The 23,153-nt window shown below is 39.6% G+C and carries 18 protein-coding genes; 8 read left to right on the top strand and 10 right to left on the bottom strand.

What is annotated here, in order from left to right:
* The 3 genes from fabF to nadE are packed head-to-tail and all read left to right on the top strand — an operon-like array spanning position 1 to position 3,876.
* The gene (gene fabF / locus R8N23_RS08155; RefSeq protein WP_318171092.1) at positions 1-1,254 is read left to right on the top strand and encodes a beta-ketoacyl-ACP synthase II; all 1,254 of its coding nucleotides are present in this window, start codon (positions 1-3) and stop codon (positions 1,252-1,254) included.
* A 24-nt stretch (positions 1,255-1,278) separates the two neighbouring features.
* The gene (gene rnc, locus R8N23_RS08150) at positions 1,279-1,995 is read left to right on the top strand and encodes a ribonuclease III (RefSeq protein ID WP_318173568.1); all 717 of its coding nucleotides are present in this window, start codon (positions 1,279-1,281) and stop codon (positions 1,993-1,995) included.
* A gap of 18 nt (positions 1,996-2,013) precedes the next feature.
* Entirely contained in the window at positions 2,014-3,876 is a 1,863-nt protein-coding gene (gene nadE / locus R8N23_RS08145; RefSeq protein WP_318171091.1) for an NAD(+) synthase, read from the top strand.
* Here the strand turns inward: nadE and R8N23_RS08140 are convergent.
* Complete coding sequence (locus tag R8N23_RS08140) at positions 3,873-4,370, bottom strand: hypothetical protein (protein WP_318171090.1); 498 nt, start codon at positions 4,368-4,370, stop codon at positions 3,873-3,875. The two genes, nadE and R8N23_RS08140, sit on opposite strands and share 4 nt — an antisense overlap.
* A 344-nt stretch (positions 4,371-4,714) precedes the next feature.
* Here R8N23_RS08140 and R8N23_RS08135 point away from each other — a divergent pair, with 344 nt between their 5' ends.
* Entirely contained in the window at positions 4,715-5,860 is a 1,146-nt protein-coding gene (locus R8N23_RS08135; protein WP_318171088.1) for a N(5)-(carboxyethyl)ornithine synthase, read from the top strand.
* 203 nt (positions 5,861-6,063) lie between these two features.
* Complete coding sequence (smc, locus tag R8N23_RS08130; protein WP_318171087.1) at positions 6,064-9,612, top strand: chromosome segregation protein SMC; 3,549 nt, start codon at positions 6,064-6,066, stop codon at positions 9,610-9,612.
* Position 9,613: 1 nt separating this feature from the next.
* On the opposite strand, the gene R8N23_RS08125 is transcribed toward smc, so the two are convergent.
* From R8N23_RS08125 to R8N23_RS08115, 3 genes are all read right to left on the bottom strand, one after another.
* The gene (locus R8N23_RS08125; protein ID WP_318171086.1) at positions 9,614-10,009 is read right to left on the bottom strand and encodes a DoxX family protein; all 396 of its coding nucleotides are present in this window, start codon (positions 10,007-10,009) and stop codon (positions 9,614-9,616) included.
* 92 nt (positions 10,010-10,101) lie between these two features.
* Complete coding sequence (locus R8N23_RS08120; RefSeq protein ID WP_318171085.1) at positions 10,102-10,860, bottom strand: LytTR family DNA-binding domain-containing protein; 759 nt, start codon at positions 10,858-10,860, stop codon at positions 10,102-10,104.
* 135 nt (positions 10,861-10,995) lie between these two features.
* A complete protein-coding gene (locus tag R8N23_RS08115; protein WP_318171084.1) occupies positions 10,996-12,213 on the bottom strand; it encodes a hypothetical protein in 1,218 nt (405 codons plus the stop codon).
* Between the two features lie 209 nt (positions 12,214-12,422).
* Here R8N23_RS08115 and R8N23_RS08110 point away from each other — a divergent pair, with 209 nt between their 5' ends.
* Positions 12,423-14,771 carry a family 20 glycosylhydrolase gene (locus R8N23_RS08110; protein ID WP_318171083.1) on the top strand — a complete coding sequence of 783 codons (2,349 nt, stop codon included), beginning with the start codon at positions 12,423-12,425 and terminating at the stop codon, positions 14,769-14,771.
* A 16-nt stretch (positions 14,772-14,787) separates the two neighbouring features.
* On the opposite strand, the gene R8N23_RS08105 is transcribed toward R8N23_RS08110, so the two are convergent.
* From R8N23_RS08105 to ric, 6 genes are all read right to left on the bottom strand, one after another.
* Positions 14,788-15,336: a hypothetical protein gene (locus tag R8N23_RS08105; RefSeq protein ID WP_318171082.1), complete on the bottom strand. Its 549-nt coding sequence runs from the start codon at positions 15,334-15,336 to the stop codon at positions 14,788-14,790.
* 146 nt (positions 15,337-15,482) lie between these two features.
* Positions 15,483-16,985: a M28 family peptidase gene (locus R8N23_RS08100; protein WP_318171081.1), complete on the bottom strand. Its 1,503-nt coding sequence runs from the start codon at positions 16,983-16,985 to the stop codon at positions 15,483-15,485.
* A gap of 74 nt (positions 16,986-17,059) precedes the next feature.
* Entirely contained in the window at positions 17,060-17,812 is a 753-nt protein-coding gene (locus R8N23_RS08095; protein ID WP_318171080.1) for a sulfite exporter TauE/SafE family protein, read from the bottom strand.
* Between the two features lie 90 nt (positions 17,813-17,902).
* Entirely contained in the window at positions 17,903-20,533 is a 2,631-nt protein-coding gene (locus tag R8N23_RS08090) for an ABC transporter permease (protein WP_318171079.1), read from the bottom strand.
* Positions 20,533-20,856, bottom strand: a complete 324-nt coding sequence (locus R8N23_RS08085; RefSeq protein ID WP_318171078.1) for a PadR family transcriptional regulator — start codon at positions 20,854-20,856, stop codon at positions 20,533-20,535. Before R8N23_RS08085 ends, R8N23_RS08090 begins: the two co-directional genes overlap by 1 nt.
* 149 nt (positions 20,857-21,005) lie before the next feature.
* A complete protein-coding gene (ric, locus tag R8N23_RS08080; protein ID WP_318171077.1) occupies positions 21,006-21,722 on the bottom strand; it encodes an iron-sulfur cluster repair di-iron protein in 717 nt (238 codons plus the stop codon).
* Between the two features lie 74 nt (positions 21,723-21,796).
* Between ric and R8N23_RS08075 the strand changes: the two genes are divergently transcribed.
* Complete coding sequence (locus R8N23_RS08075) at positions 21,797-22,390, top strand: Crp/Fnr family transcriptional regulator (RefSeq protein WP_318171076.1); 594 nt, start codon at positions 21,797-21,799, stop codon at positions 22,388-22,390.
* Between the two features lie 283 nt (positions 22,391-22,673).
* The gene (locus R8N23_RS08070) at positions 22,674-23,147 is read left to right on the top strand and encodes a hypothetical protein (protein WP_318171075.1); all 474 of its coding nucleotides are present in this window, start codon (positions 22,674-22,676) and stop codon (positions 23,145-23,147) included.
* Positions 23,148-23,153: the final 6 nt, after the last annotated feature.

The raw sequence follows: 23,153 nt of genomic DNA, 5'->3' as shown, positions 1-23,153 counted from the left end.
ATGCAATTAAAGCGAGTTGTAGTTACCGGCATTGGAGCTCTCACACCTATAGGAAATAATGCCGCTGAATATTGGCAAGGACTTTCTAAAGGTGTGAGCGGCGCTGCTCCTATCACCCGTTTCGACGCGGAAAAATTCAAAACCCAGTTTGCATGTGAAGTGAAAAATTACGACCCCAACGATCACTTTGATCGCAAGGAAGTTCGTAAAATGGACCTTTTCACGCAATTTGCTCACATCGTAGCAGATGAAGCTGTTTTAGACTCTGGATTGGATCTAGAGAAACTAGACAGCAACAGAGCTGGTGTGATATGGGGTGCTGGTATTGGTGGATTGAAAACTTTCCAAGATGAAGTAATGAACTTCGCTGGAGGAGATGGTACCCCAAGATATAACCCATTCTTCATTCCGAAGATGATTGCTGATATTGCCCCTGGTATGATTTCTATTAAGTATGGCTTCAGAGGACCAAACTTCACTACTGTAAGTGCGTGTGCCTCAGGAACCAATGCAATCATTGATTCATACAACTACATTCGATTGGGAATGGCGGATGTATTTATCACCGGCGGATCAGAAGCTGCAGTTTGCGAATCTGGTGTCGGCGGATTCAATGCACTGAAAGCATTATCCGAAAGAAATGATTCTCCAGAAACGGCTTCGAGACCATTCGACAAAGACAGAAATGGATTTGTATTGGGAGAAGGTGCTGCTTCATTAATATTGGAGGATTATGATCACGCGGTGGCGCGTGGCGCAAAAATTTATGCCGAATTGATCGGAAGTGGTATGTCTGCTGATGCCTATCACATGACTGCCCCACACCCTGAGGGAATAGGTGCTACCAACGTAATGATTAATGCGTTGAAAGATGCCAATTTGAAACCAGAAGATGTTGATTACATCAATGTTCATGGTACTTCTACACCTCTTGGAGATGTGAGTGAATCTATGGCGATCCAGAATGTATTTAAGGATCACGCCTACAACTTGAACATTTCGTCTACCAAGTCGATGACTGGTCACCTTTTAGGTGCTGCTGGAGCCATTGAGGCCGCTGCTTGTGTAATGGCTATTCAAAATGGAGAAGTTCCTCCTACGATCAACCATTTTACAGATGACGAAGCATTCGATCCGAAGTTGAATTTCACGTTTAACAAATCCCAAAAAAGAGACATTAAGGTAGCTTTAAGTAATACCTTCGGTTTTGGAGGCCACAATACTTCCATCATTTTCCGTAAATTTGAAGGGTAATTTGTGAAACTAATTTAAAAGCCGCTGCTGTTATTCAGAAACGCTAAAGACCGGAAGTTTGCCGTTTTATTAAAACGAATCATTGGATTTAATCCATCCAACCTGAAACTCTATGCCCTCGCGATGAGGCACAGTTCGGCTGCGCAAGAAAGTCGCAAAGGATTTTTAGAGTCTAATGAACGGCTGGAATACTTGGGCGATGCTGTCTTAGGCATGGCTGTAGCCGAATATCTATTCAACAAATACCCGTTCAAGGATGAAGGATTTCTGACTGAGGTCAGATCGCGAATGGTCAATCGGGAACACCTGAATCAATTGGCTAGAAAAATTGGTTTAGCTGATGTCATCAAATACAATGGGCAGCTTAAAGCCAATGGTCAATCATTCAAATCTATTTATGGAGATGCGCTAGAAGCGCTTGTTGGAGCTGTGTATTTAGATAAAGGTTTTGCAGCCACCAAAGCATTTATCTTCAAAATGCTGATCATCCCGCATATCGACCTGGATGAAATCATCAACAACAACACGAACTTCAAAAGTAAAATCATAGAATGGTCTCAAAAAGAAAACAAAGACCTTCGATTTGAAGTAGAAGAACAAGACAATCAAAAGCATTTTAAGAAATTCGAGGCGAAGGTGTACGTTGGCAAGAAAGAAATCAGTGTGGGCCATGGACTAAGTAAGAAAAAAGCTGAACAGAATGCCGCTGAAAAGTCATGCCAAGTGTTAAAAATTGAATAGAATTACCCAAATCCTCACATGAGCCAAATCCGAATCGCTGGCGCCTGCCTCAACCAAACTCCAATTGACTGGGACAATAATGTTTCTAACATAAAAAAGGCGATCCGTGAAGCGCAAGAACAAAATGTTCGGATATTATGTTTGCCTGAACTCTGTATCACGGCCTATGGTTGCCAAGATTTATTCTTAAGTGAGTGGCTAGTAGAAGAAGCGATTAATCAACTTCAAAAAATCGTACCTCTCTGTGAAAACATAGCCGTTGCCGTTGGCCTACCGATTATTCACAACCACAAAATTTACAATACCACTTGCCTAATCCAAAATGGCAAGATTCAAGGTTTTTACGCTAAACAAATCCTAGCCAATGATGGCATTCACTACGAACCACGTTGGTTTTCACCCTGGCCTAACGGGCTTAAAGAATCTTTAACCATCGATGGTCAAAGCTACCCTATTGGGGACTTGACTTTCCATATTGAAGGCGTATACGTTGGGTTTGAAATCTGTGAAGATGCCTGGAATGAAAACAGACCCGCATGTCGATTGTTTGAAAAAGGCGTGGATTTGATTCTCAACCCTAGCGCTAGTCACTTTGCCTTTGGGAAGCATAAGATAAGAGAGAACCTAATCGTAACTAGCAGTCTCAATTTTGAATGCCACTATTTATACGTCAATCAGTTGGGCAACGAATCGGGCAGAGTTATTTATGATGGAGACATCATACTGGCAAGTCATGGTCAATTATTGGCCACAAACAAGCGATTATCTTTCAAGCCGTATGAGTTATTGACTTTTGATATTGATGTCAAAAGCAAAGCTTATAAGCAGACTGATCATGTAGATGACTTAGACAACAATCGTGATTTTGCAAAAGCAGCATCTTTAGGACTTTTTGATTACCTCAGAAAGAGTAGAGCCAAAGGATATGCCCTATCGCTCAGTGGTGGCGCCGATTCCTCATCCATAGCGGTACTGGTTGCGGAATCGGTTCGAAATGGCGTGAAAGAATTGGGTATTGAACCTTTCGCCAATGCCATCCATCAAGATTTGGATTCAATTCAGAGACTGACAGAAACTGAAACAATTAAACATCTGGTTGGTAAAATTCTAATCACCGCCTACCAAGGCACCAAAAACTCTTCCGAGGACACTTTAAATTCAGCTAAGTCTTTAGCTGAATCGATTGGTGCACAATTCAAACAGTGGAAAGTCGATGATGTGGTGAATACCAATCATGAGATAATAGAAAAAGCAATTGGCCGAAAGCTCTCTTGGGAACAAGACGACATTGCCATGCAAAATATACAGGCTAGAACACGTTCACCACTGATTTGGATGATTGCCAATATCACAGGAGCCATCCTACTTACAACTTCTAATCGAAGTGAGGGAGATGTAGGCTATACGACGATGGACGGCGACACCAGTGGTAGTTTGGCGCCAATCGCGGGTGTTGACAAACCTTTCCTACTTCAATGGCTCAATTACGCTGAAAAGGAATTAGGCTATTCTGGGCTTTCTCATGTCAATAGTCTGACTCCCACTGCCGAATTGCGACCTAAGGAATACACACAAACCGACGAAGATGATTTAATGCCCTACCCTATCATGGTTAAGATTGAACGTCTGGGCATTTTCCAGCGAAAGTCTCCATTAAATGTATTTCAGACTTTAAATAAAGAATTAGATATCGATTCTGAATTACTGAAAAGTTATATCCGGAAATTCTACAAGCTATGGTCGATCAATCAATGGAAACGAGAGCGATTGGCTCCATCCTTTCATCTGGATGATTTTAATGTAGACCCTAAGACTTGGTGTAGATTCCCGATTTTATCTGGGAGTTTTACGAATGAATTAAAAGCGTTGGATAAAGCTTAATACTTCCTGTCCAAAACTTCTTTAAGCACCATTGCTCTACGGACTCCATCGTAGTCAGAGAGCATTTCTTCAATATCACCTCCGATATCCTCCTCTTCTCCTACCTCTTCCATTTTAAAATGGATATCTCTTTCAAAATGAAGCTTTTTTCTTTCGAGTGGTTTATGAGGCACAATATCAATTAGATCATCTTCCTCAAGCGCTTCGATGTTCTTCTTTTGATAATCCACTAATTCAGTTGCCAATACCGGCTCTGGAACTGGCTGAAGTGGATGCTCCTTTTCTTCTTTGGTAAATGCAGGTGTCTGCTCACCAGTGAGCTCTTTCAGAATGTCCTCAAAAGTTGGTGCAGGTTTCTTCGTTGGTCTGGGCGAATCCAATTCCTGATATTCATCTACTTCAGCCGGAATATCCTGATTTTTCTTTTTACCAAAAAGCTTTGATAAAACATAAATCGCTCCTAAAACAAGATAGTACAGTATCGAATCATCCATGATTCAAATGTAATTAAAACCTAATCATTCTTTGTTTTAAACCAAGCTAAAAGTGAACATTCAATTGATATTCAGCTCAATCTCTTGCGATAGAAACAGTATCGAGAACCTTAAAAGGAAATAGACTACCTTTGTCACGGATTATTTATCCGTTGATATATATCATTTCCGTTCATGGCCAATTCGTACTGGCCAAGACTACACTAGTCTTCCTTTGATTGTTGATACACAGAGAACCACTTGATGCATGCTCTCTGCAAAGTAACTCGTCTACTATAATTATTTGGTGATCCGTATCATTCATTGCGCTACGATTCACTCCCATTTCTTTAAAAGAATATCACATGAATTTATTAACCATGGGTGTAATCGGTACATCCAAAAAACAAGACGAGCGTCGTGTACCCATCCATCCCGAACACCTCAACAGACTGCCAGAAAATATTCGCAAGCAGCTCATTTTTGAAAAAGGCTACGGAAAACCATTCAACATCACCGACGAAGAAATCCGCACTAAAACTGGTGGGATAGCCACCCGAAGCGAAATACTATCTGATATTGGCTCAGCCATCATAGCAAAACCGGTTCAATCAGACCTTGAAGACATGAAATCTGAAGGTGTGCTTTGGGGCTACCCACATTGCGCACAGCAAGAAGCCATAACGCAAATTGCTATTGATAAAAAATTAACTCTCATTGCGTTTGAGGATATGTACGTTTGGCATCCATCCGGGCAAATAGGCAGACACACCTTTTATAAAAACAATGAAATGGCTGGATACAGTGCTGTGATACATGCACTTCAGCTTAAAGGCATCGACGGCCACTATGGCAATCAGAGAAAGGTTATTATTTTTAGCTTCGGGGCAGTCAGTCGAGGAGCCATCTATGCACTAAAAGCCCATGGTTTCAGAGATATCACCATTTGTATTCAGCGCCCGGATCATGAAGTCAGAGAAGAAGTACTTGATGTTCACTATTCACGAATAAGAAAAGGCAAAAAAGGCGAACCTCGATTGATGGTCGCAGAACATGATGGGACCGAAAGGCCACTGATGGACCTCATCAAGGAATCAGAAATTATCATCAATGGCACCTATCAAGACACCGATGATCCAATAGATTATGTGAAAGAGAGTGAAAAAAATAACTTAAAGCCCGGCACGCTGATCATAGATGTAAGTTGTGATGAAGGCATGGGGTTTTATTGCGCGAAACCTACCACTTTTCAAGACCCTATCATATCTGTGGATCACATCGACTACTACGCCGTGGATCATACACCGAGCTACTATTGGGAAAGTGCGTCTCGATCAATTTCTGCTGCACTCATTGTGCACCTTCCATCTGTCATAGAAGGACGAAGCAGCTGGAAGAATAACAAGACCATTCAAAACGCCATCAATATTGACAATGGCACCATTGTAAAAGATCATGTTTTGAGATTTCAAAATAGAGAAAATGAATATCCACATTTGGTGAGAAAGTAGATTTAATATGTAATAGCTTTTCAGATGAATAGTTGATTTGTCTGAACGGCTTTTCTCCATTTTATATAAAGATTTATAAGTCTTCACGCGATTAACCGATTCTTCAAGAATGTGGTTTAATTGTTAATAAGTTTGATATTCTGCCCAATTGACCTTTCGGAAATAATTCTAAATTTGTTGGTTCTGAAAAAAGTGTATACTGCATGCAACTGACCAAGTTAGAGATTAAAGGATTCAAAAGTTTTGGTGACAAAGTGGTCATCAACTTTGATGAAGGGATTACAGGAATTGTAGGGCCTAATGGCTGTGGCAAGTCCAATGTAGTAGACTCCATCCGTTGGGTACTGGGAGAGCAAAAGGTAAAGTCCCTACGCTCAGAGAAGATGGACAATATCATCTTCAACGGAACCAAAAACCGTAAACCCACCCAATTGGCAGAAGTATCACTTTCATTCAAAAACACTAAAAACCTCCTCCCTACCGAATACTCCAATGTAACCATCACCAGACGATATTATCGTTCCGGAGAAAGTGAATACCAACTCAATGGCGTCACCTGTAGATTGAAAGATATCACCAGCTTATTCCTCGATACGGGTATTGCGTCCAATAGCTATGCTATCATCGAATTGGGTATGGTAGATAACATCCTAAACGACAAAGACAACTCAAGACGTGGGCTGTTCGAAGAGGCGGCAGGTATTTCTAAGTTTAAAATCCGAAAAAAAGAGACACTACGAAAGCTCAATGATACCGATGCAGATTTGGATCGTGTGGAAGATTTACTTTTCGAAATTGACAAAAACCTAAAGTCGCTAGAGCGACAGGCCAAACAAGCCAAGAAGTACTATCAAATCAAAGAGGACTATAAAACCTATAGCGTAGAGCTAGCCAAGTCCACTTTGCAACAGCAAAAGGAGAAACTAGAAAGTTTAAAAAAATCTACCGAGCAGAACAACGATAAAAAAATCAGCCTCAATAAACAGCTAGCAGAAAAGGAAGCACAAGCTGAAAAGTCTAAAGCTGATTTGGTAAGCAAAGAAAAAACGCTCGCTACTCGACAAAAAACGCTCAACGAGCATGTCAATAAAATCAGGCAATACGAGAGCGAAAAGAAAATTAAAAATGAACGCCTTCGCTTTTTGAATGATAGAAGTGATAGTTTGAAAGAAATCATAGAGCAGGATAGAAAAAGTAGCGAAAGAGCCTCTTTCTCTATTTCTAGCTTGAGCAATGAAAAACTCTCTTCAGAAAAGATATTAAGCGAAGTCTTTCACAAGCTGGAAACACTAAAGCGAGATTTCGAAGAGGAAAAGGCTAAAAATGAAGCTCTTAAAAATGAAGGTGAAGAGCTCAACCAAAACTTCATCAACAAAAAAGAAGAAGTATATCAGCTGATCAAGTCTTTGGAGATCAAGTCGATCCAAGTGAGTTCACTAAAACAAGAACTAGAAAAGGCCGCTACAGATACGTCTACAAAAACAGAAAATCTCCAGAATTTCGAGAAGCGAATCTCTGAAATTGAGCTTGAAAAGAAGGAAAAGCAAGAGCAATACGACTATCTGAAATCAAAAGATGAGGAACTCAAAAACAGAATCACTCATTCCGAAAAAACAATAGAAGTAATCAAAGAAGAATTGACTCAAGTCAATAGAAAACTTGACGCTTCGCAAAACGAATACAACCTTACCAAATCGCTCGTAGATAATCTTGAGGGCTTCCCTGAGGCGATTAAATTCCTAAAAAAGGAAACCAGTTGGAGTAAAAATGCACCACTGCTATCTGACATCCTGACTTGTCCTGAGGAGTATCGCGTGACTGTAGAAAACTATCTGGAGTCGTACATGAACTACTACATAGTCGACACCGAAGCCGAAGCATTCAAAGCCATTAATATCCTAAGCGATGCTGCAAAAGGGAAAGCACATTTCTTTGTTTTGGATCGATTTGAGAAATTCAAACCTACTCAAACTGATTTTATTGAAAATGCGGTGGCTGCTACGGAAGTAGTAGAATACGATCCTAAATACAAAAAACTTATCGGGTATATACTCGACAATGTGTACATCAGCAGTTTCGAAGATCCCCAAGGCACGGATCATAGAGACACCGTCTTGATTACCAAAAACGGCAAAGTCATCGACCGACAATTTAGTATATCAGGTGGCTCAGTAGGGTTGTTTGAAGGAAAGCGAATCGGTCGAGCAAAAAATCTTGAGAAGCTGTCTGCCTCAATTAAGAAATTGACCGCTAAGCTCAATGAAGTAAAGTCCAACCTGGAGGAAAAAGTATCGGATCTGAACCGCCTCAAAGAAAATAATTTTGAGGAGCAGTTAGAAGTGGTTCAAGTAGAATTGGCTCAAATCAAAGAAGAACATGTCTCCTTTGTGACGAAACAAGAGCAATTTTCAAATCTCCTTACAGAAAACACTAATAAGAGCGAGGACATCCTAGAGAACATCAATGTACTCAATGAAGAGATTGCTGAGCTTACTCCAAAGAAAGAAACAGAGCAAAAATTGCTTGAAGAGCTTGAATTGAAAAACACAAGCTTTAAAGCGGAATTGAGTTCTTACAACGACCAGCTCAACGAAAAATCTACTGCTTTCAATCAAGAAAACATACTCTATCATCAGCAGCAGAATAAGGTAGCGAGTATAGAACAAGAGATTTCGCACAAGCAAGGAAATCTAGATTCCGCCAAAGAGCGCATTGAAAAAAACCAATCAGAATTAAAACAGACAGACGAAGAAGTTCGTCAACTGATTGAAAAATCTGACTCTAATGACGACCAACTCATCGAAATGTATGAGGAGAAGGACTCGATTGAGGTAGCTGTAACCGAGGCAGAAAAAGACTACTATGCCGAAAGAGAGCTGATCGAAACAGTAGAAAAAGAAGCACGAGAAATTCAGCGCGAACGTGAACAAACCGACGTGAACATCATGGAGGTGCAGAACGAACTCAACGAAACTCGTCTTCAATTATCCAGCGTCAAAGAGCGACTCTCCGTAGAGTTTAATATCGACATAGACCAACTTCTCATAGACGGTAAAGAAGACGAAGAAAAAACGGCAGCACTGAAAGACTTGAGCGAAGAAGAGCTTCGAGCACATGTAGAAAAACTAAAAAGCCGAATGGATACCATGGGGCCAATCAACCCGATGGCGATGGAAGCTTATGAAGAAATTAAAGAGCGACATGATTTCATCATCAGCCAAAAAGAAGACTTGATAAAAGCCAAAGAGTCTTTGATGGAAACTATCAGTGAAATCGATGCAGTGGCTAAAGATACTTTCGTTGAAGCCTTTGAAAATATCAAAACCAATTTCATCAGAGTATTTAGATCACTATTCACCGAAGAAGATCAATGTGATCTGCGTTTATCTAACCCAGACGATCCTTTAGAATCAACCATTGAGATCATGGCTAAGCCAAAAGGTAAACGGCCATTGAGTATTAATCAGCTCTCTGGAGGAGAAAAAACACTCACGGCAACCGCTTTGCTTTTCGCCATTTATCTAATCAAACCTGCTCCATTCTGTATTTTCGATGAGGTAGACGCACCTTTGGATGATGCCAATATCGATAAGTTCAACAATATCATTCGAGAATTTTCGAGCGAATCTCAATTCATCATTGTGACGCACAACAAACGTACGATGATCTCTACCGATGTTATTTACGGTGTAACTATGGTTGAGCAGGGTGTTTCTCGTGTAGTTCCTGTTGACCTAAAAGAATTGGCTTAACCTATATCAGTCCCTTTTTTGTGTGATCTGAAGCCAGATAGAAAAAAACAATAGCATTGAATGCTATTGCTAACGCATCGTTTAAAGTTGTTCCAAATATCAGCCGTGTACACAATGCCCCAATCATAACAATGGCTAGTATTATTCCGCCCAAATGCCTTGTACGGGGAATTAACAAAAGTAGTCCGCCCAAAATTTCAAGCACTCCTATAAAAATTCTAAACCAAACAGGGTAGCCCCATTTTATAAATGCCTTGGTCCACATACCATCGGGATCAAATTTGCGAAAGCCATTGATCATTAACTTATATGATAAATAGGCCCCGATTAACCAGAGCAACATAGGTTTAGCTTTGGTGAGTTGAATTCGGAAATTTTGAAGAGTTGTTTGAAACATCTGATCTATATTTTGATCTACTCAAACGTAATGAGAGATTCTTGCTCGAAACAAATTAATGTGGCGAACTACAGATAAATTGTGGTGAAAAGCTATCGTTTTCTAGTAATCTCGTCAATCTTATCCCTAAAGGACTTGCTCATTTTTAAAGTTGTCTGATCTATCATCGTAATGAGGTTTCCGCCATTTGAATCAGCCTTCCAAAAAGCTATGGCTTTAAGATTAACAATAAACTTTCTATGAATTCGCTGAAAAACTAAAGGATCCAGTTGAGATTCTAACGTCGACAAGGTCATTCTAAGCAAGTGTTTTTTACCATCATTTGTCACAAGGTTCACATAGTTATCATTCGCCTCAATAAAGATTAACCGATCAGTACTAATTACATAATTCAGGCCTTGATCTCTTAATTTTATATTTTTCAAATAGGAAACTGGAGTGTCTCCAACTCTCAGTAACACAAGAGCTACGGCAATGAGTCCATACACCAACAACACCTGAAGTCCAGAATGTAGAATTGCAAATTCAAACCCTGACCAAAAAGAATACGACTGTTCAACTACCCACCAATCAATACTTGTTAAAATAAATAGGTAAGAGAACACAAATGATAATGCAGCCAGTACCGCGAGTACTAGTTTGGCTCTGCCACCCTGTCTACAACTTTTTAAAAATACGGGAGCTGCAAAGGCGAATAGCACATACTCAACCCAAATGACATAGATATCGTCCCAATTTGGCTTTTCATACCGACTGTTCAAAACTGCTAACTTAACAGTCAACACTAATGAGATCACCAAACCAATAATAAAAATGGTAGTAAAGGCCTGTCGTTCTCTGGCGTATCCCATCTTATAAAATTTCGAAATATGCATCCTCTACTTTTGTAAATTAGAAATTAGGGAAAGGTTAAAAAAGTAGCATTCAGGCAATTCTCAGCTACCAAATTACTTTCATTAAAGGTATCAAACAGATTTATCTTCCAATTATACTTTTACATGAATATCAACCAAGTCTGGATTCATGACAGCAGCAATTAGCAATAGACAAATCCCTAAAGCCATCCATACTGAAAAGATGAACAAAGAAAAGTAGGGATACCACCACCCCAAACCACTCACAACCAAGATAATCTCGGTTGCCAAAAAACCTATAACAACCAAAACCAACCCGACCCTCGTCAATTTTATGTTTGGAATCCACCCTTTGATCAATAACCAAACAAGAAAAAAGAAGGTCAGCACACCAATTAAACTCAGGTGCATATATGCCATTACTATATTTCTACTGAAGAAGGCCAATTCCTGTAATTGTGGAAATACGGAAATGCATTGCAAGGTAGTTTTTAACAAAAAGCTAATGAATGAAAGCAGTAAGAGGTTTCGAACCCAAAACCCCTTTTTCTTTAGTTCGAACTTATAAAAAGATAAAACTATTGGTACAAAATATATCAAACCCAGTCCTTGTAATAAGGCGGCAATTAGTGAAGGGATTCGAACCCAATCGGAGAAACTCATCCCCAAAAGAGATAAACAATAAGCGGGTCCCACTGCCCACAACCAACAAGTATAAAACCGTTGACTAGATAAACACTCCACCTTAATCCCTGAGCGCTCCATATACAAGTAGAACAGTCCTATAGCTACGAAAACGAACCACCCATTATACTGGAAATGCAGGAAAAAATAAATCACAGACTGGTAAAGTTCCGATCCGGCCATACCTTTGGCTGATATCACCCCTACGAACCATGGGGCAATAGACGACAAAATTCCCAGCCACAGTCCAGTTCTGATCCACTTCAAAGACAGTATATGAGCTACTGGTTTTTCCACATCTTTGAAAAATCTAAAGGTAAACCAGTAGCTCATCAATTGAAACAAGGATGAAAATAGTATTGAAAAGAAAGCATAACCTTGAAGAGCAAATGACACCAAAATTCCAACAATTATTACACCAGTCACTCCTATCATCCACTCATATTTTTTCTCTTTGATCTTTTTAGGAGGAATAAATTCATAGGTAAGAATTACCACCATCAATGTATAAATCCATCCCTGAAAAGCCACATGAGAATGTGAGTGTCGCAAATATTCAAAAGAAAAAGGCAGCTGAAAATATCCAGCTCCACGGAGAAGAGTTCCTATTAATGCAATGACTAATAGAAATATCAAGCTCATTCTACTCCATCTGAAAATCATCATGTACTCTTAATTAAATGCGCTCAAAAATATGAGGGTCGTGCAACATAACAAAGCCTATCAAATATGAAAATCGAATCTTTAGATTAACTCCTTTGATCCTTAAATCCCTTTTTAGCTCTAATCGATCCCCATTCAGCTAAATAAATTCAACAAACTACTTTTTGTCTTTAGTCTTATAAGAACATTTAAAATACGTGGATAGACAAAAGATGAAGATTCGTTACTTTTTAACCCTTAGTTTATTAGCCTTTGCAGTAGTAGCTTGCCAGGAAAAATACGTACCTGCATCCTACAATGAAGGAATAAATATTACACCAAAACCGCTCGAAGTCAAGGAAAACGAAGGTTCCTTTTTCGTTAATGAAGAAACCACTTTTGTAACAGGCGATGATGAAAGGATCCGAAAAGTAGCAGATTTTTTTGCATCAAAACTTAAAAAATCCACAGGGCTTGCTCTTCAATCTCAAAGTGAAATCAAGGAAAATAATTTCATCTTATTGACCTTAGACTCTAATTTAAGTCTAAACGAAGAAGGCTATACACTGAATTCAACCAACAAAGGCGTTTCGATAAAAGCTACCTCTCCGAAGGGAATTTTCTACGGATTAAACACCTTGATGCAGCTCTTACCTGCTGAAGCAGAATCACAATCATTGGTAAAGAATATAAACTGGACTATACCAGCAGTAGAAATCAAAGACGAACCTAGATTCTCCTGGCGTGGGTTTCATCTCGATGTTTGTCGTCATTTTATCTCACTAGAAGAGGTGAAAAAGCATATTGATATGCTCTCCATATTTAAGATCAATAAGTTTCACTGGCATTTGACAGAAGATCAGGGTTGGAGAATAGAAATAAAAAAATACCCAAAGCTTACTACTGTTGGCAGTACAAGGGTCGAAGCTGACGGCTCTGCGCACGCTGGTTTCTATACACAAGAAGAGATCAAAGAGGTGGTAGCCTACGCAGCCGAAAGATACATCGATGTGATTCCTGAAATAGAAATGCCTGGTCATGCGTTGGCCGCTTTATCGGCCTACCCAGAGCTCTCATGCAATGAAGGACCCTTCACACCCAGAATCATCTGGGGTGTAGAAACAGACGTATTCTGCTCTGGTAAGGATGAAGTTTTCACTTTCTTAGAAGACGTTATCGAAGAAATCATTCCTCTATTTCCTTATGAATATTACCATATGGGAGGTGATGAATCTCCTAAGGATCGATGGAAGACCTGCGCCAGATGTCAAAACAGAATGAAAAAAGAAGGCTTGCATGACGAACATGAGCTACAAAGCTACTTTATGACAAGAATGGAGAAGGTGCTAAAAAAACACGACAAGAAAATGATCGGTTGGGACGAAATTCTCGAAGGAGGAATCTCTAGTTCTGCCAACGTAATGTCTTGGAGAGGTGAAGAAGGGGGTATAGCTGCTGCCAATGCCGGTAATGACGTAATTATGGCTCCGGGCGCCTGGATGTATTTGGATAAATATGAAGGAGATTACAAAATCGATCCAGTGACCATTGGAGGACTATTGCCCATTAAGAAAGTGTACAATTACGAGCCTATTCCTGCAGACATTGATTCTTCCAAAGCGCACCATGTGCTAGGGGCACAAACCACTCTATGGTCAGAATACATCTACGAAGAAGAACTGTCTGAATACAGAATGTATCCACGGGCCATTGCTTTGGCAGAATTGACATGGACGGCGAAGGACAAAAAAGATTATACAGATTTTGAGCGAAGACTAAACAACCAAATGGTAAGGTTGGACGGTCATGATATGGACTATTATATTCCTATGCCAGAGGGACCAACGTCACAAATTGCATTCATCGACAGTGCCATTCTAGAATTCAAAACCCCTAGACCAGTAGACCGAATGGTTTACACCACAGATGGCAGTGAACCTAACCTTGATTCACGAGTGTATCAGGAGCCTTTAGTGTTCAGCACAGATGCTACACTTAAAATTGCTTCTGTTTTGCCGCAAGGTAAAATGAGCAGAATTAGAACCATCTCAATCGAAAAACAAGAACTATCAGCTGCAGTTGAGACTAAAGCTTTGAAACAAGGATTAGTTACTAAAACAGCCTATGGTAAATTCCTAAACACCAGCGACTTAGAAGGGGTCATGGAATGGCAGGAAAAACCTTTGGACTCATTGGCTCAAGCTAACACAACGTTGTATTGGGGATTTGTTATCGACGAGAATCAATTCAGAGCTGAAGTGATAGAAGGTTACATTAACATTCCTGAGGACGGTGTGTACTTCTTCTCGAGCAATCAAGATCAAGTTTGGATCGATGATGCTTTAGTCATCAACAATGACGGCTATGTGAAACGTTTCTCTCAAAATGACGGTTCTAAAGCCTTGGCCAAAGGATTGCACAAATTGAAAGTCATTTATCTAAACAACGTCTATCGCGGATGGGCCTCAGATTGGAATACTATTGAAGTCCAAATCAGAAAATCTACCCACGAAGATTTTCAACCGATCACAGCAGATATGACTTTCACTAATGGAACCGCGGCCCTATTAACGAGCAACTAATTGTAATTAGTTGCTTCTATTTTGCCGCTGGCTCAAGTGCATCAATGATCTCCTGCATTTTATTCCGAGTGTATTTACCAGAAGTGTGATAAATAATTTTTCCTTCTGTGTCTAGCACGTAAAAATAGGGCACATCATTACCATCGAATTTCAAGGCTTGTTTATACTGCTTGAGCGTACCTTTATAAAATAACACTAAATGTTGTAGTTCTGACGCTACGGTTTCCTGCACCTTCTTCATGGTACTTTTGTAGGCAGCTCTTTTGGCTCCGGTAAACATCGGAATGATATACATATTCAGATCATACTCGAAACTAAAAAAAGCATTTGGGTCTGGTTCAGTCAAAAATTGATTGTAGAGTGGGTTGAACCAGGAACCAAGATCCTTTTCGGACTTTTTAGAAAACGCTAATGCGATCAGACTATACTTTCCATTCAGATCAGAAGGAATATTTACTGTATCATAACGTAGGCTTTCTCCCTCCATTTCAGGAAATATGTCACCAATTTGCGCAAAGCATGTACTTACGCTAAAGACTAATATGATTGTTAATAGGTTTTTCATGGATACATGTTTTTGTATAGTCATCTTTCTCTTCATTTGAACACCACTAATCTAATCATTCCTCTCACTTCTAATAGCAGATTGAAAGCATAAAAAAGGCCGATAGAATTCTACCGACCTCTTTTATTCCATTCTTCTGGGTAAAATTATTTCTGATCCAAGGCAGGTCGCTTGTCTCTATTAACTAATTCCCATGCAGTATAAAAAACCAAACGTGTTCTTTTCAAATACACTTCTCTTTCAATTTTTTCTACTGTATCTGTTTCCTTGTGGTAGTCATCATGTGACCCTGTAGTGTAGAAAATAACAGGAATACCGTTTTTAGCAAAATTCCAATGATCAGATCTGTAATAGATTTGCTCCGGATGATTTTCATCATTGTACACGTAATTCAAATCCAGATTCGTGTAAGTAGCATTTGCCTTCTCACTAATTTCATGTAGTTCGGTTGAAAGTTTATCTGAACCTACCAGACACACATAGTCTTTGCCCTTGTAGTTTTCATCGTCATTTCTACCAATCATATCCATATTCAAATTAGTAACTGTATTCTCCAATGGAAATACAGGATTATCAGCATAAAACTCAGAACCTAAAAGACCTTTCTCTTCTCCAGTGAAAGCTAAAAACAGCATGCTTCTTCGAGGCCCATTTCCATCAGCTTTGGCCATAGCAAAAGCCTCAGCCATTTCCATCACTCCTGCCGTACCTGAACCGTCATCATCTGCACCGTTGAAGATTTTGTCCCCTCTTCTACCTAAGTGATCGTAATGCGATGTGATAACCACTAATTCATCCTTCAAATCTGTTCCTTCTAGGTAACCCATTACATTTTCAGAACTGATTGTTTTAACTTCTTTTTCGATAGAAACAGACACCTTTCCTTTTTTGATTTTTTCAAAGCCGGCATTGTCTTCTGAAAAGGCAATCTGGCTCAATTTATCATATGGCTTACCTACTATTTCTTTCAGCAGACTTGGCGCCAAAAAGTACATACCCAAAAATTCACTCTCTTCTATTCCAGTATCGACAGTCATACGGCCAGCTTCTAGGTAGCCTCTATAAGAGATAAGTAGCTGCTCCAAAATTTCATCTGTAGCTGTTCGTACAGCAATCAACGCTTTGGCACCATTGGCGGCTGCGACTTTGCTCGCCTTGATGGTAGATCGGTAATTGTTGTCGCCAATCATCAAGACAAATTTCCCTTTTACGTCTAAAGACTCATATCTTTCTGCCGCTCCATTGCCCACAAAAACCACTTCGCCTGATATTTCACCGGTTGTTGCTCCTGTACCTACAAAAACATTCTTGTTAAAGTTTTCATATTTAGTCTTTCCTATTTTTAGATAAGCACTTTTAATCTTCGAAGAAATCAAAGGTACATTTTGATAATAGCTCATTTGATCACCCTGCTTTACAGGAGCTTCCAATCCTAAACTTTGAAAATGATCACTAAGAAGTGCTGCAGCCATACGCTGGCCTCTTTCGCCGGTTTCTCTACCTTCCAGTGCATCTGATGCTAGAATACTAAGTTGGTCCATCAAATCTTCTTCAGTGATGGTATTGGCATATTTTGTTGCCAGTTCTGATTGCTGTGCATGTAGACCGGTCACGGCCAATGTCAGCATGATAATTACTAGTCTTTTCATAAAGCGTATAATGTTATATTATTCGGCGAAGATAAAAATTACAACGGGTCATAAGGTAAATATTATATCAGTGGTCAAAACATCATAAAAACGGCAGCTACAGCCGTCATAGTCATGACAAACCACCTAAAACCTTGATCCGAAATTTTTTTGATCACAAAAATACCCAGGTATGCACCTATAGCTATCATAGGCAGTGCTACAAGGTCTAGTAGAACAGAATTCAAATTGATGGTCTCCCAACTCCAAATATGAAAGGGCACTTTAAACCAATTGACAGCCATGAAGAACCAAGCCGCTGTACCAATAAATTCATTCTTTGGCATACGCATGGAGAGTAAATAAAGCGCCATGGTACTGCCAGCCAAATTCCCCACCATGGTGGTGAATCCAGCTGCAATTCCCAAAATCATCGCAAACCACCAATAATCAGGTATCTTATTTTTGTTGACTCGCTCTAACCAAACCATGATTCCCAAGCTTAGAAAGATGATAACTCCCATAATGGTCCGAAAAAGCTGGTCATCAATATAATTACCTGTCCAGGTACCGAGTAGTACGCCCAATATGGCCCACGGAAATAGTCTAATGAGATGTTTCCATTCGGCGTGACGGTGATAATAGGCGACACCAAAAACATCAGCCATGATTAGTAGAGGCAACATTAATCCACTGGAAGCTTTACCTCCAAATGTGGCAGCCAACAAGGGTACAGCTATCATACCCATACCATGAACGCCTGTTTTGGACATGCCTACCAGCACACCTACAATTAAGAAAGAAACAAAAGCTAAATAAGTTAGCTCGTAAGAAAATAATGTAATCAAACCCTTTTTGCTGCGAAGATAGCAGATTGGGATCAACCCTTAGAAAATAGCTTCCCCAAAGTTTTACTTCAGGAAAGCTATTGTTTTATATCATTCATGATTTAGGTTATCGGCAGGATTCGAGCGAGCGGCCTGAAAGGACTGAGCGCTTACCGTAATCCAAGCTATAAGGAACACAAGTGCGCAGGAACCTATGATTAAACCTATTCCAATTTCAGTTCGGTAAACGAATTCTTCTAGCCATTTCCCCATTAGGTAATAGCCTAAAGGTACCGATACCAATATGGCAATTGTCAAAAGTTTTGAAAAAGAAGAAAACAGCATGCTAACCACATTGCCTACGGTTGCACCTAGTACCTTTCGTATTCCAATTTCTTTCCTCCTTTGTTCGGCAGTAAAAGACGCTAGTGCAAATAACCCCAAACAAGCAATCACAATAGCCAAGGATGAAAAGAAACTAAATATGGTCCCTAATCGTCTTTCCTCTTCCAGCTTAGCACGATATTCCTGATCCATGAAAGAATACTCAAATGGTTGACCAGGGGCGTGTTCTTGCCATAAGTTTTCAACTTTGGCTACCAATTCTAGCGGATCATCAGACTTATATCGAATGGCCATTGAATAGTTAGCATCTGAGTTAAGAAAAAACACCAACGGCATTATTTTTTGTTTAAAAGAATCAAAGTAAAAATCCTCCACCACACCAATGATGGTGATTTTGTTTTCTTCTGAAACGCGTTTTAACTTTTTCCCAATCGGATCTTCATAACCTAATCGTTTAGCCATTGACTGATTGATCACCACGGACGCCGTATCTATAGCTCTGCTATCGTCAAAATTTCGTCCACTCACCACTTCCATACCTAATGTGGGAATGTATCGGTCATCCACTTGCCAAACCTGTGCTGATATGGCATGTTCTGCTCCACTATTCTCCTCTCTATTGAAAGGGTAATCACTACGACCACCACGAGTAGGAAGAAAAAAGCTTGCGGTTGCGTTTTCTATTTCCGAATCATTCAACAACTCATTTCTGAAGGCTTCCAACCCCTCTCCCAGCGTATAGGTATTGTCGACAATCATCACTTGCTCAGTATTGTAACCAAGTCGCTTGTTTTGGCTATACCGTAATTGTTTATAAACTACGGCTGTGGCCATGATCATAATGATCGAGATGGAAAATTGAAAAATGACCAAGAGATTTCTCAGCTTCCCACTTTTCATACCTGTACTCAGATTACCTTTTAATACGGCAATGGGCTGAAATCTAGACAGGAAAAATGCTGGGTAAATTCCAGCCAATAAACCAATCACCAGACTACTAATTAGCACATAGGGCCAAAGGTTGAGCACTCCGAATAATGGGTCTACTATATTTTTTCCTGTAAATGCATTGAAGTATGGCAAGGTCAGATAGACCAAAACGATCGCTAGCGCAAATGAGATCAAACTTATAACTGTGGATTCAGTTAGAAATTGAGCAATTAAAAATCTCTTCCTCGACCCCATGACCTTGCGCATGCCGACTTCTTTGGCTCGGCCTGCTGACTTGGCTGTAGCCAAATTCATAAAATTGATACAGGCTAATAATAGAATAAACAGGCCTACCGCACTGAATAAATAAATATTATCCATGCTTCCATTGGCCTCTATTTCAGCACCAAGATTCGAATGCAAATGGATATCTGTCATAGGAATCAATTTGTATTTAAGAAAATTACCTGAGGCCTCAAAATCTTCGATCGAAATTTGTGCCATTTCCTGAAGTCTTGGCCCTACATATGTCTTCAAAATTTCAGGTAGCTTTTCATTGACTTCCTGATAGTCAGCACCATCTTTCAGCAAGAAATAGTTGGAGTAGTTATTTGACAACCAAACCGTGTTTTTGCTATGCTCATAGCCTTCCATCGAAAGGAGAACATCGAAATGAAAATGTGTTTGATGTGGCAAGTCCTCATACACTCCATCTATCTGGTATAGCGTTCCATCACTGGATTTAATTGATTGTCCTACCGGGTTTTCAAAACCAAAATACTTTTCACTAGCGCTGCGAGATAACAACAAAGATTCCGGATTATCTAGCGTGTTTTCACCTCCGCCATGTATAAACTGGAGTTTGAATATGTTGAGAATGGAAGCGTCTGCGAAGGCAACATTTTCCTGTTTGACAAAATAATCGCCTTTTTGTAATAATATGGGCACATGAGTTCTGAATCGCCCTGATTCGATAATCTCAGGTAAGTCAGATTTGAACGCATCTTTCATAGGTGCAGGTGACTGCGCCATTCTAAACTCGTTGCCATTGAACAACATATGGGACGAAATCCTATAAATGTTTTTATGATTTTCAAAATGCTTGTCGTAATTGAGTTCGTCTTTGACGAAAATGGCTATAATCAAACAACAAGCGATGGCAATGGCTAGCCCTGAGATATTGATGACGGAATAAAACCGCTGCTTTTTTAGATTGCGAATAGCAATCAGAAAGTTGTACTTGAACATAATTGTGATATTTGAGTTTTGACTTTTCTTTATAGCAAAGGGACGTAAGAAATTCAGCACCTGAAACCAGTACATAAGAGCAGAAATTAATCGTCCTCTCTTTTCGTAGTTTTTTTGTAGATGTTCGTAGAGGTCTCCTTGTATCTCCTCGAGTAAATATCCTTTACAGAATAATTCCAAAAATCGATCGGCCCACTTCGGTGGTTGGACATCCATCATCAGACCGTTTTTATGGCATATTGTTCCCAGAGATTCACTCTCAAATCACGGGACAATTCAAGTGCCCTTCTTCCTGCTGCAGTAATTTCAAAGATTCTTTTTCGTCTGCCCCCTCTTTCTTTTGTGGCTCCTCCTAACTTTGAGTTGAGTAGTCCTTTGTCCTCCAACCTACTAAGCACGGCGTGTACAGCCCCTATTGTTGTACTTCTTCCTGCTTGCTCTTTGATCAGCTCCATGATAGCCAACCCGTAGGCTTCTTCACCAGCAATCCCCACTATGAGTAAAACAATCTCTTCAAATTCACCAAGATTTGATCCTTTCATAAGCTTTTGCAGTATTTTATTCTACAAACATAGAACATATTACGAGAGTTCAAAATCATTTGTTCTACAAATACAGAATTAATTACATAAAAAAGCCGCTACACTTCAATTTAGAAGCACAGCGGCTCAAACTACTTAACCAATATTTCCTATAAACTTTGTTCTAACAATCTGGCATTCTCAAATAATATGTTATTCTCTAAATGGATATGTCTGTGTAGGTCATTCACAAATTCCTCCAGCTTAGCGAAAGCGACCTGATAGGTATTGCATGCATCTTCCGGTGGTGTAAAGTTGCTCGACAATGCCGCTATTTGCTTGAATGCATCTCCCTCAAAATCATGCTCTCCTTCCATACCCTGTATGGGATTAGAAATACTTCCAAAAGGGAATGGAGGCATTGGCTTACCATTTAATTTTGCTTGCTCTATACTCTCAATCGCTGGAAACAAAATCATTTCTTCTTTTTTCATATGATCATATAGGGCATCCGTTGCCTCCTCATAGATATCTCTGATTTGAATCAATTCAGGATGCCGCTCTCCATGCACATTGGCTATTTTGTCTAGTAGCTGAAATAGATATGGCACGGTGTCTTCAATATACGCATGATGCACCTCGACTATATGCTTGATGAGCTGTGCGTTAGTCCATCCTTCGTAGGATATGGAATGATCACCCTGCTTTTTAAGTGCATCAAGCTCTTCGAGTACATTTTCCACATTCAGTCCACTTTTTTCACAGGCTTCAGATAGTGGCACTTTCCCTCCACAACAAAAATCTAATCCATTGGCACTGAAAATTTGCGCGGCTCTAAAGTCTTGCTTTACAATATTCGCTATCGTTTCTTGTTTATTGATCTGCATGATTTCTCTTATTTTTGATCAAAATTATAAAAGCGATTACATCGAGTTTATGACTCAAATCATAAGAGAAGAAAATGATTGACCCTAGTAGTTTAGAGAAAGCAGGAGCTAAGAAAATACATTTCAAAAAAGGCGAGTGGATTTTCAGACAAGGTGATCATGCGCTCAACTATTTTCAAGTAGTTCTGGGTCAGGTCAAGATGAGCAACTTTAGTGAACAAGGACAAGAATTTGTACAAGGGATGTTCACCGAAGGCCAGAGTTTTGGAGAACCACCATTATTCGTGGATGTCACCTATCCCGCCAGTGCATTGGCTACTACGGACTGTGAAGTCCTTAAGCTAGGAAAGGATAAATTCATAGAGCTGCTTCTAAACAACCCTAAAATGAATCTGGAAGTTTCTAAAAATTTGGCCAAACGGCTGCATTATAAAGCCGTTATGGCAACTGAAATTTCGAGTTATGACCCCGAACATCGTATCCTCACTTTGTTGAAATACTTAAAAGCAGAAATGAATATTGATCCAGATTCATTGTTTGCTATAGCGCTCACTCGTCAGCAAATAGCCGACATGACTGGACTGAGAGTAGAAACAGCGATTCGCGCTATCAAAAAAATGGAGACCGACAACCTGCTCCAAATCAAGAACAGGAAGATCTATTTGTAGAAGATATTTTTATGTCAAGAAGGTCAAACCAAGAAAAGCTAAAAAGTAAAAATATAACTATTTCAAGATGAAGTTTTAAGTATACTTGAACTTTAATCGAAAAATTAAAAGCACTCCGCTAACTTCAACATTATTACTATTTTTACTAAATGGTAATATTTGATGCTCAGGTCACATAAAAATATTAACCGACTATCCCAAAATAGTAATTGAATTTTCAAAATAATCTTGATGCAAATTGCATTTTTATCTTATTCAAGATTTTAAATAAAAAACAATAATTATGACCAGCGTGTTCAGAACCCTTAGAGATGATGAGATAGAAATCGTAATGAATGCACCCGCAATGGTCGCCATGCTGATAGCCGGTGCTGACGATGACGTTGATAAAGATGAAATAGCTGAAGCTATTCATTATGCTACTACGGCCAAACATCGCTATGATAAACTCGGAGAGTACTTCGAAGATATTGCCAATCAATTCGAGGATATTTTCAAAAATTACATCTCTGATTTACCAACTGATTTGGACACCAGACAGCATACCATCACCTCTTACCTTCGTCAGCTCAATGGTATACTTCCAAAAGTGGAGCCTGAGGTGGCTAAGCAAGTACACCAATTTTTGATAGATCTTGCCAAGGTGGTAGCCGAAGCTTCCGGTGGTGTTTTTGGCATTAAAAAAATAAGCAAAGCTGAAGCCCAATGGCTGCCGCTTGACATGATTGATAAGCCTGCAGATTACGAAATGATGTAATCCAGA

This window comes from Reichenbachiella sp., from assembly GCF_033344935.1.
Lineage (GTDB): Bacteria > Bacteroidota > Bacteroidia > Cytophagales > Cyclobacteriaceae > Reichenbachiella.
The sequence above is the reverse complement of the archived record's forward strand: the minus strand, read 5'-3'. Positions and strand labels throughout refer to the sequence as shown.

What these genes read in the sequence shown, in the direction of transcription:
- R8N23_RS08140 (WP_318171090.1), bottom strand. Translation starts at nt 4,370, where the DNA reads ATGGATGATTCGATACTGTACTATCTTGTTTTAGGAGCGATTTATGTT.
- R8N23_RS08070 (WP_318171075.1), top strand. Translation starts at nt 22,674, where the DNA reads ATGACCAGCGTGTTCAGAACCCTTAGAGATGATGAGATAGAAATCGTA.
- R8N23_RS08125 (WP_318171086.1), bottom strand. Translation starts at nt 10,009, where the DNA reads ATGTTTCAAACAACTCTTCAAAATTTCCGAATTCAACTCACCAAAGCT.
- R8N23_RS08075 (WP_318171076.1), top strand. Translation starts at nt 21,797, where the DNA reads ATGATTGACCCTAGTAGTTTAGAGAAAGCAGGAGCTAAGAAAATACAT.
- smc (WP_318171087.1), top strand. Translation starts at nt 6,064, where the DNA reads ATGCAACTGACCAAGTTAGAGATTAAAGGATTCAAAAGTTTTGGTGAC.
- R8N23_RS08090 (WP_318171079.1), bottom strand. Translation starts at nt 20,533, where the DNA reads ATGATGGATGTCCAACCACCGAAGTGGGCCGATCGATTTTTGGAATTA.
- R8N23_RS08100 (WP_318171081.1), bottom strand. Translation starts at nt 16,985, where the DNA reads ATGAAAAGACTAGTAATTATCATGCTGACATTGGCCGTGACCGGTCTA.
- R8N23_RS08115 (WP_318171084.1), bottom strand. Translation starts at nt 12,213, where the DNA reads ATGATGATTTTCAGATGGAGTAGAATGAGCTTGATATTTCTATTAGTC.
- nadE (WP_318171091.1), top strand. Translation starts at nt 2,014, where the DNA reads ATGAGCCAAATCCGAATCGCTGGCGCCTGCCTCAACCAAACTCCAATT.
- R8N23_RS08120 (WP_318171085.1), bottom strand. Translation starts at nt 10,860, where the DNA reads ATGGGATACGCCAGAGAACGACAGGCCTTTACTACCATTTTTATTATT.
- R8N23_RS08135 (WP_318171088.1), top strand. Translation starts at nt 4,715, where the DNA reads ATGAATTTATTAACCATGGGTGTAATCGGTACATCCAAAAAACAAGAC.
- R8N23_RS08105 (WP_318171082.1), bottom strand. Translation starts at nt 15,336, where the DNA reads ATGAAAAACCTATTAACAATCATATTAGTCTTTAGCGTAAGTACATGC.
- R8N23_RS08110 (WP_318171083.1), top strand. Translation starts at nt 12,423, where the DNA reads ATGAAGATTCGTTACTTTTTAACCCTTAGTTTATTAGCCTTTGCAGTA.
- R8N23_RS08085 (WP_318171078.1), bottom strand. Translation starts at nt 20,856, where the DNA reads ATGAAAGGATCAAATCTTGGTGAATTTGAAGAGATTGTTTTACTCATA.
- ric (WP_318171077.1), bottom strand. Translation starts at nt 21,722, where the DNA reads ATGCAGATCAATAAACAAGAAACGATAGCGAATATTGTAAAGCAAGAC.
- fabF (WP_318171092.1), top strand. Translation starts at nt 1, where the DNA reads ATGCAATTAAAGCGAGTTGTAGTTACCGGCATTGGAGCTCTCACACCT.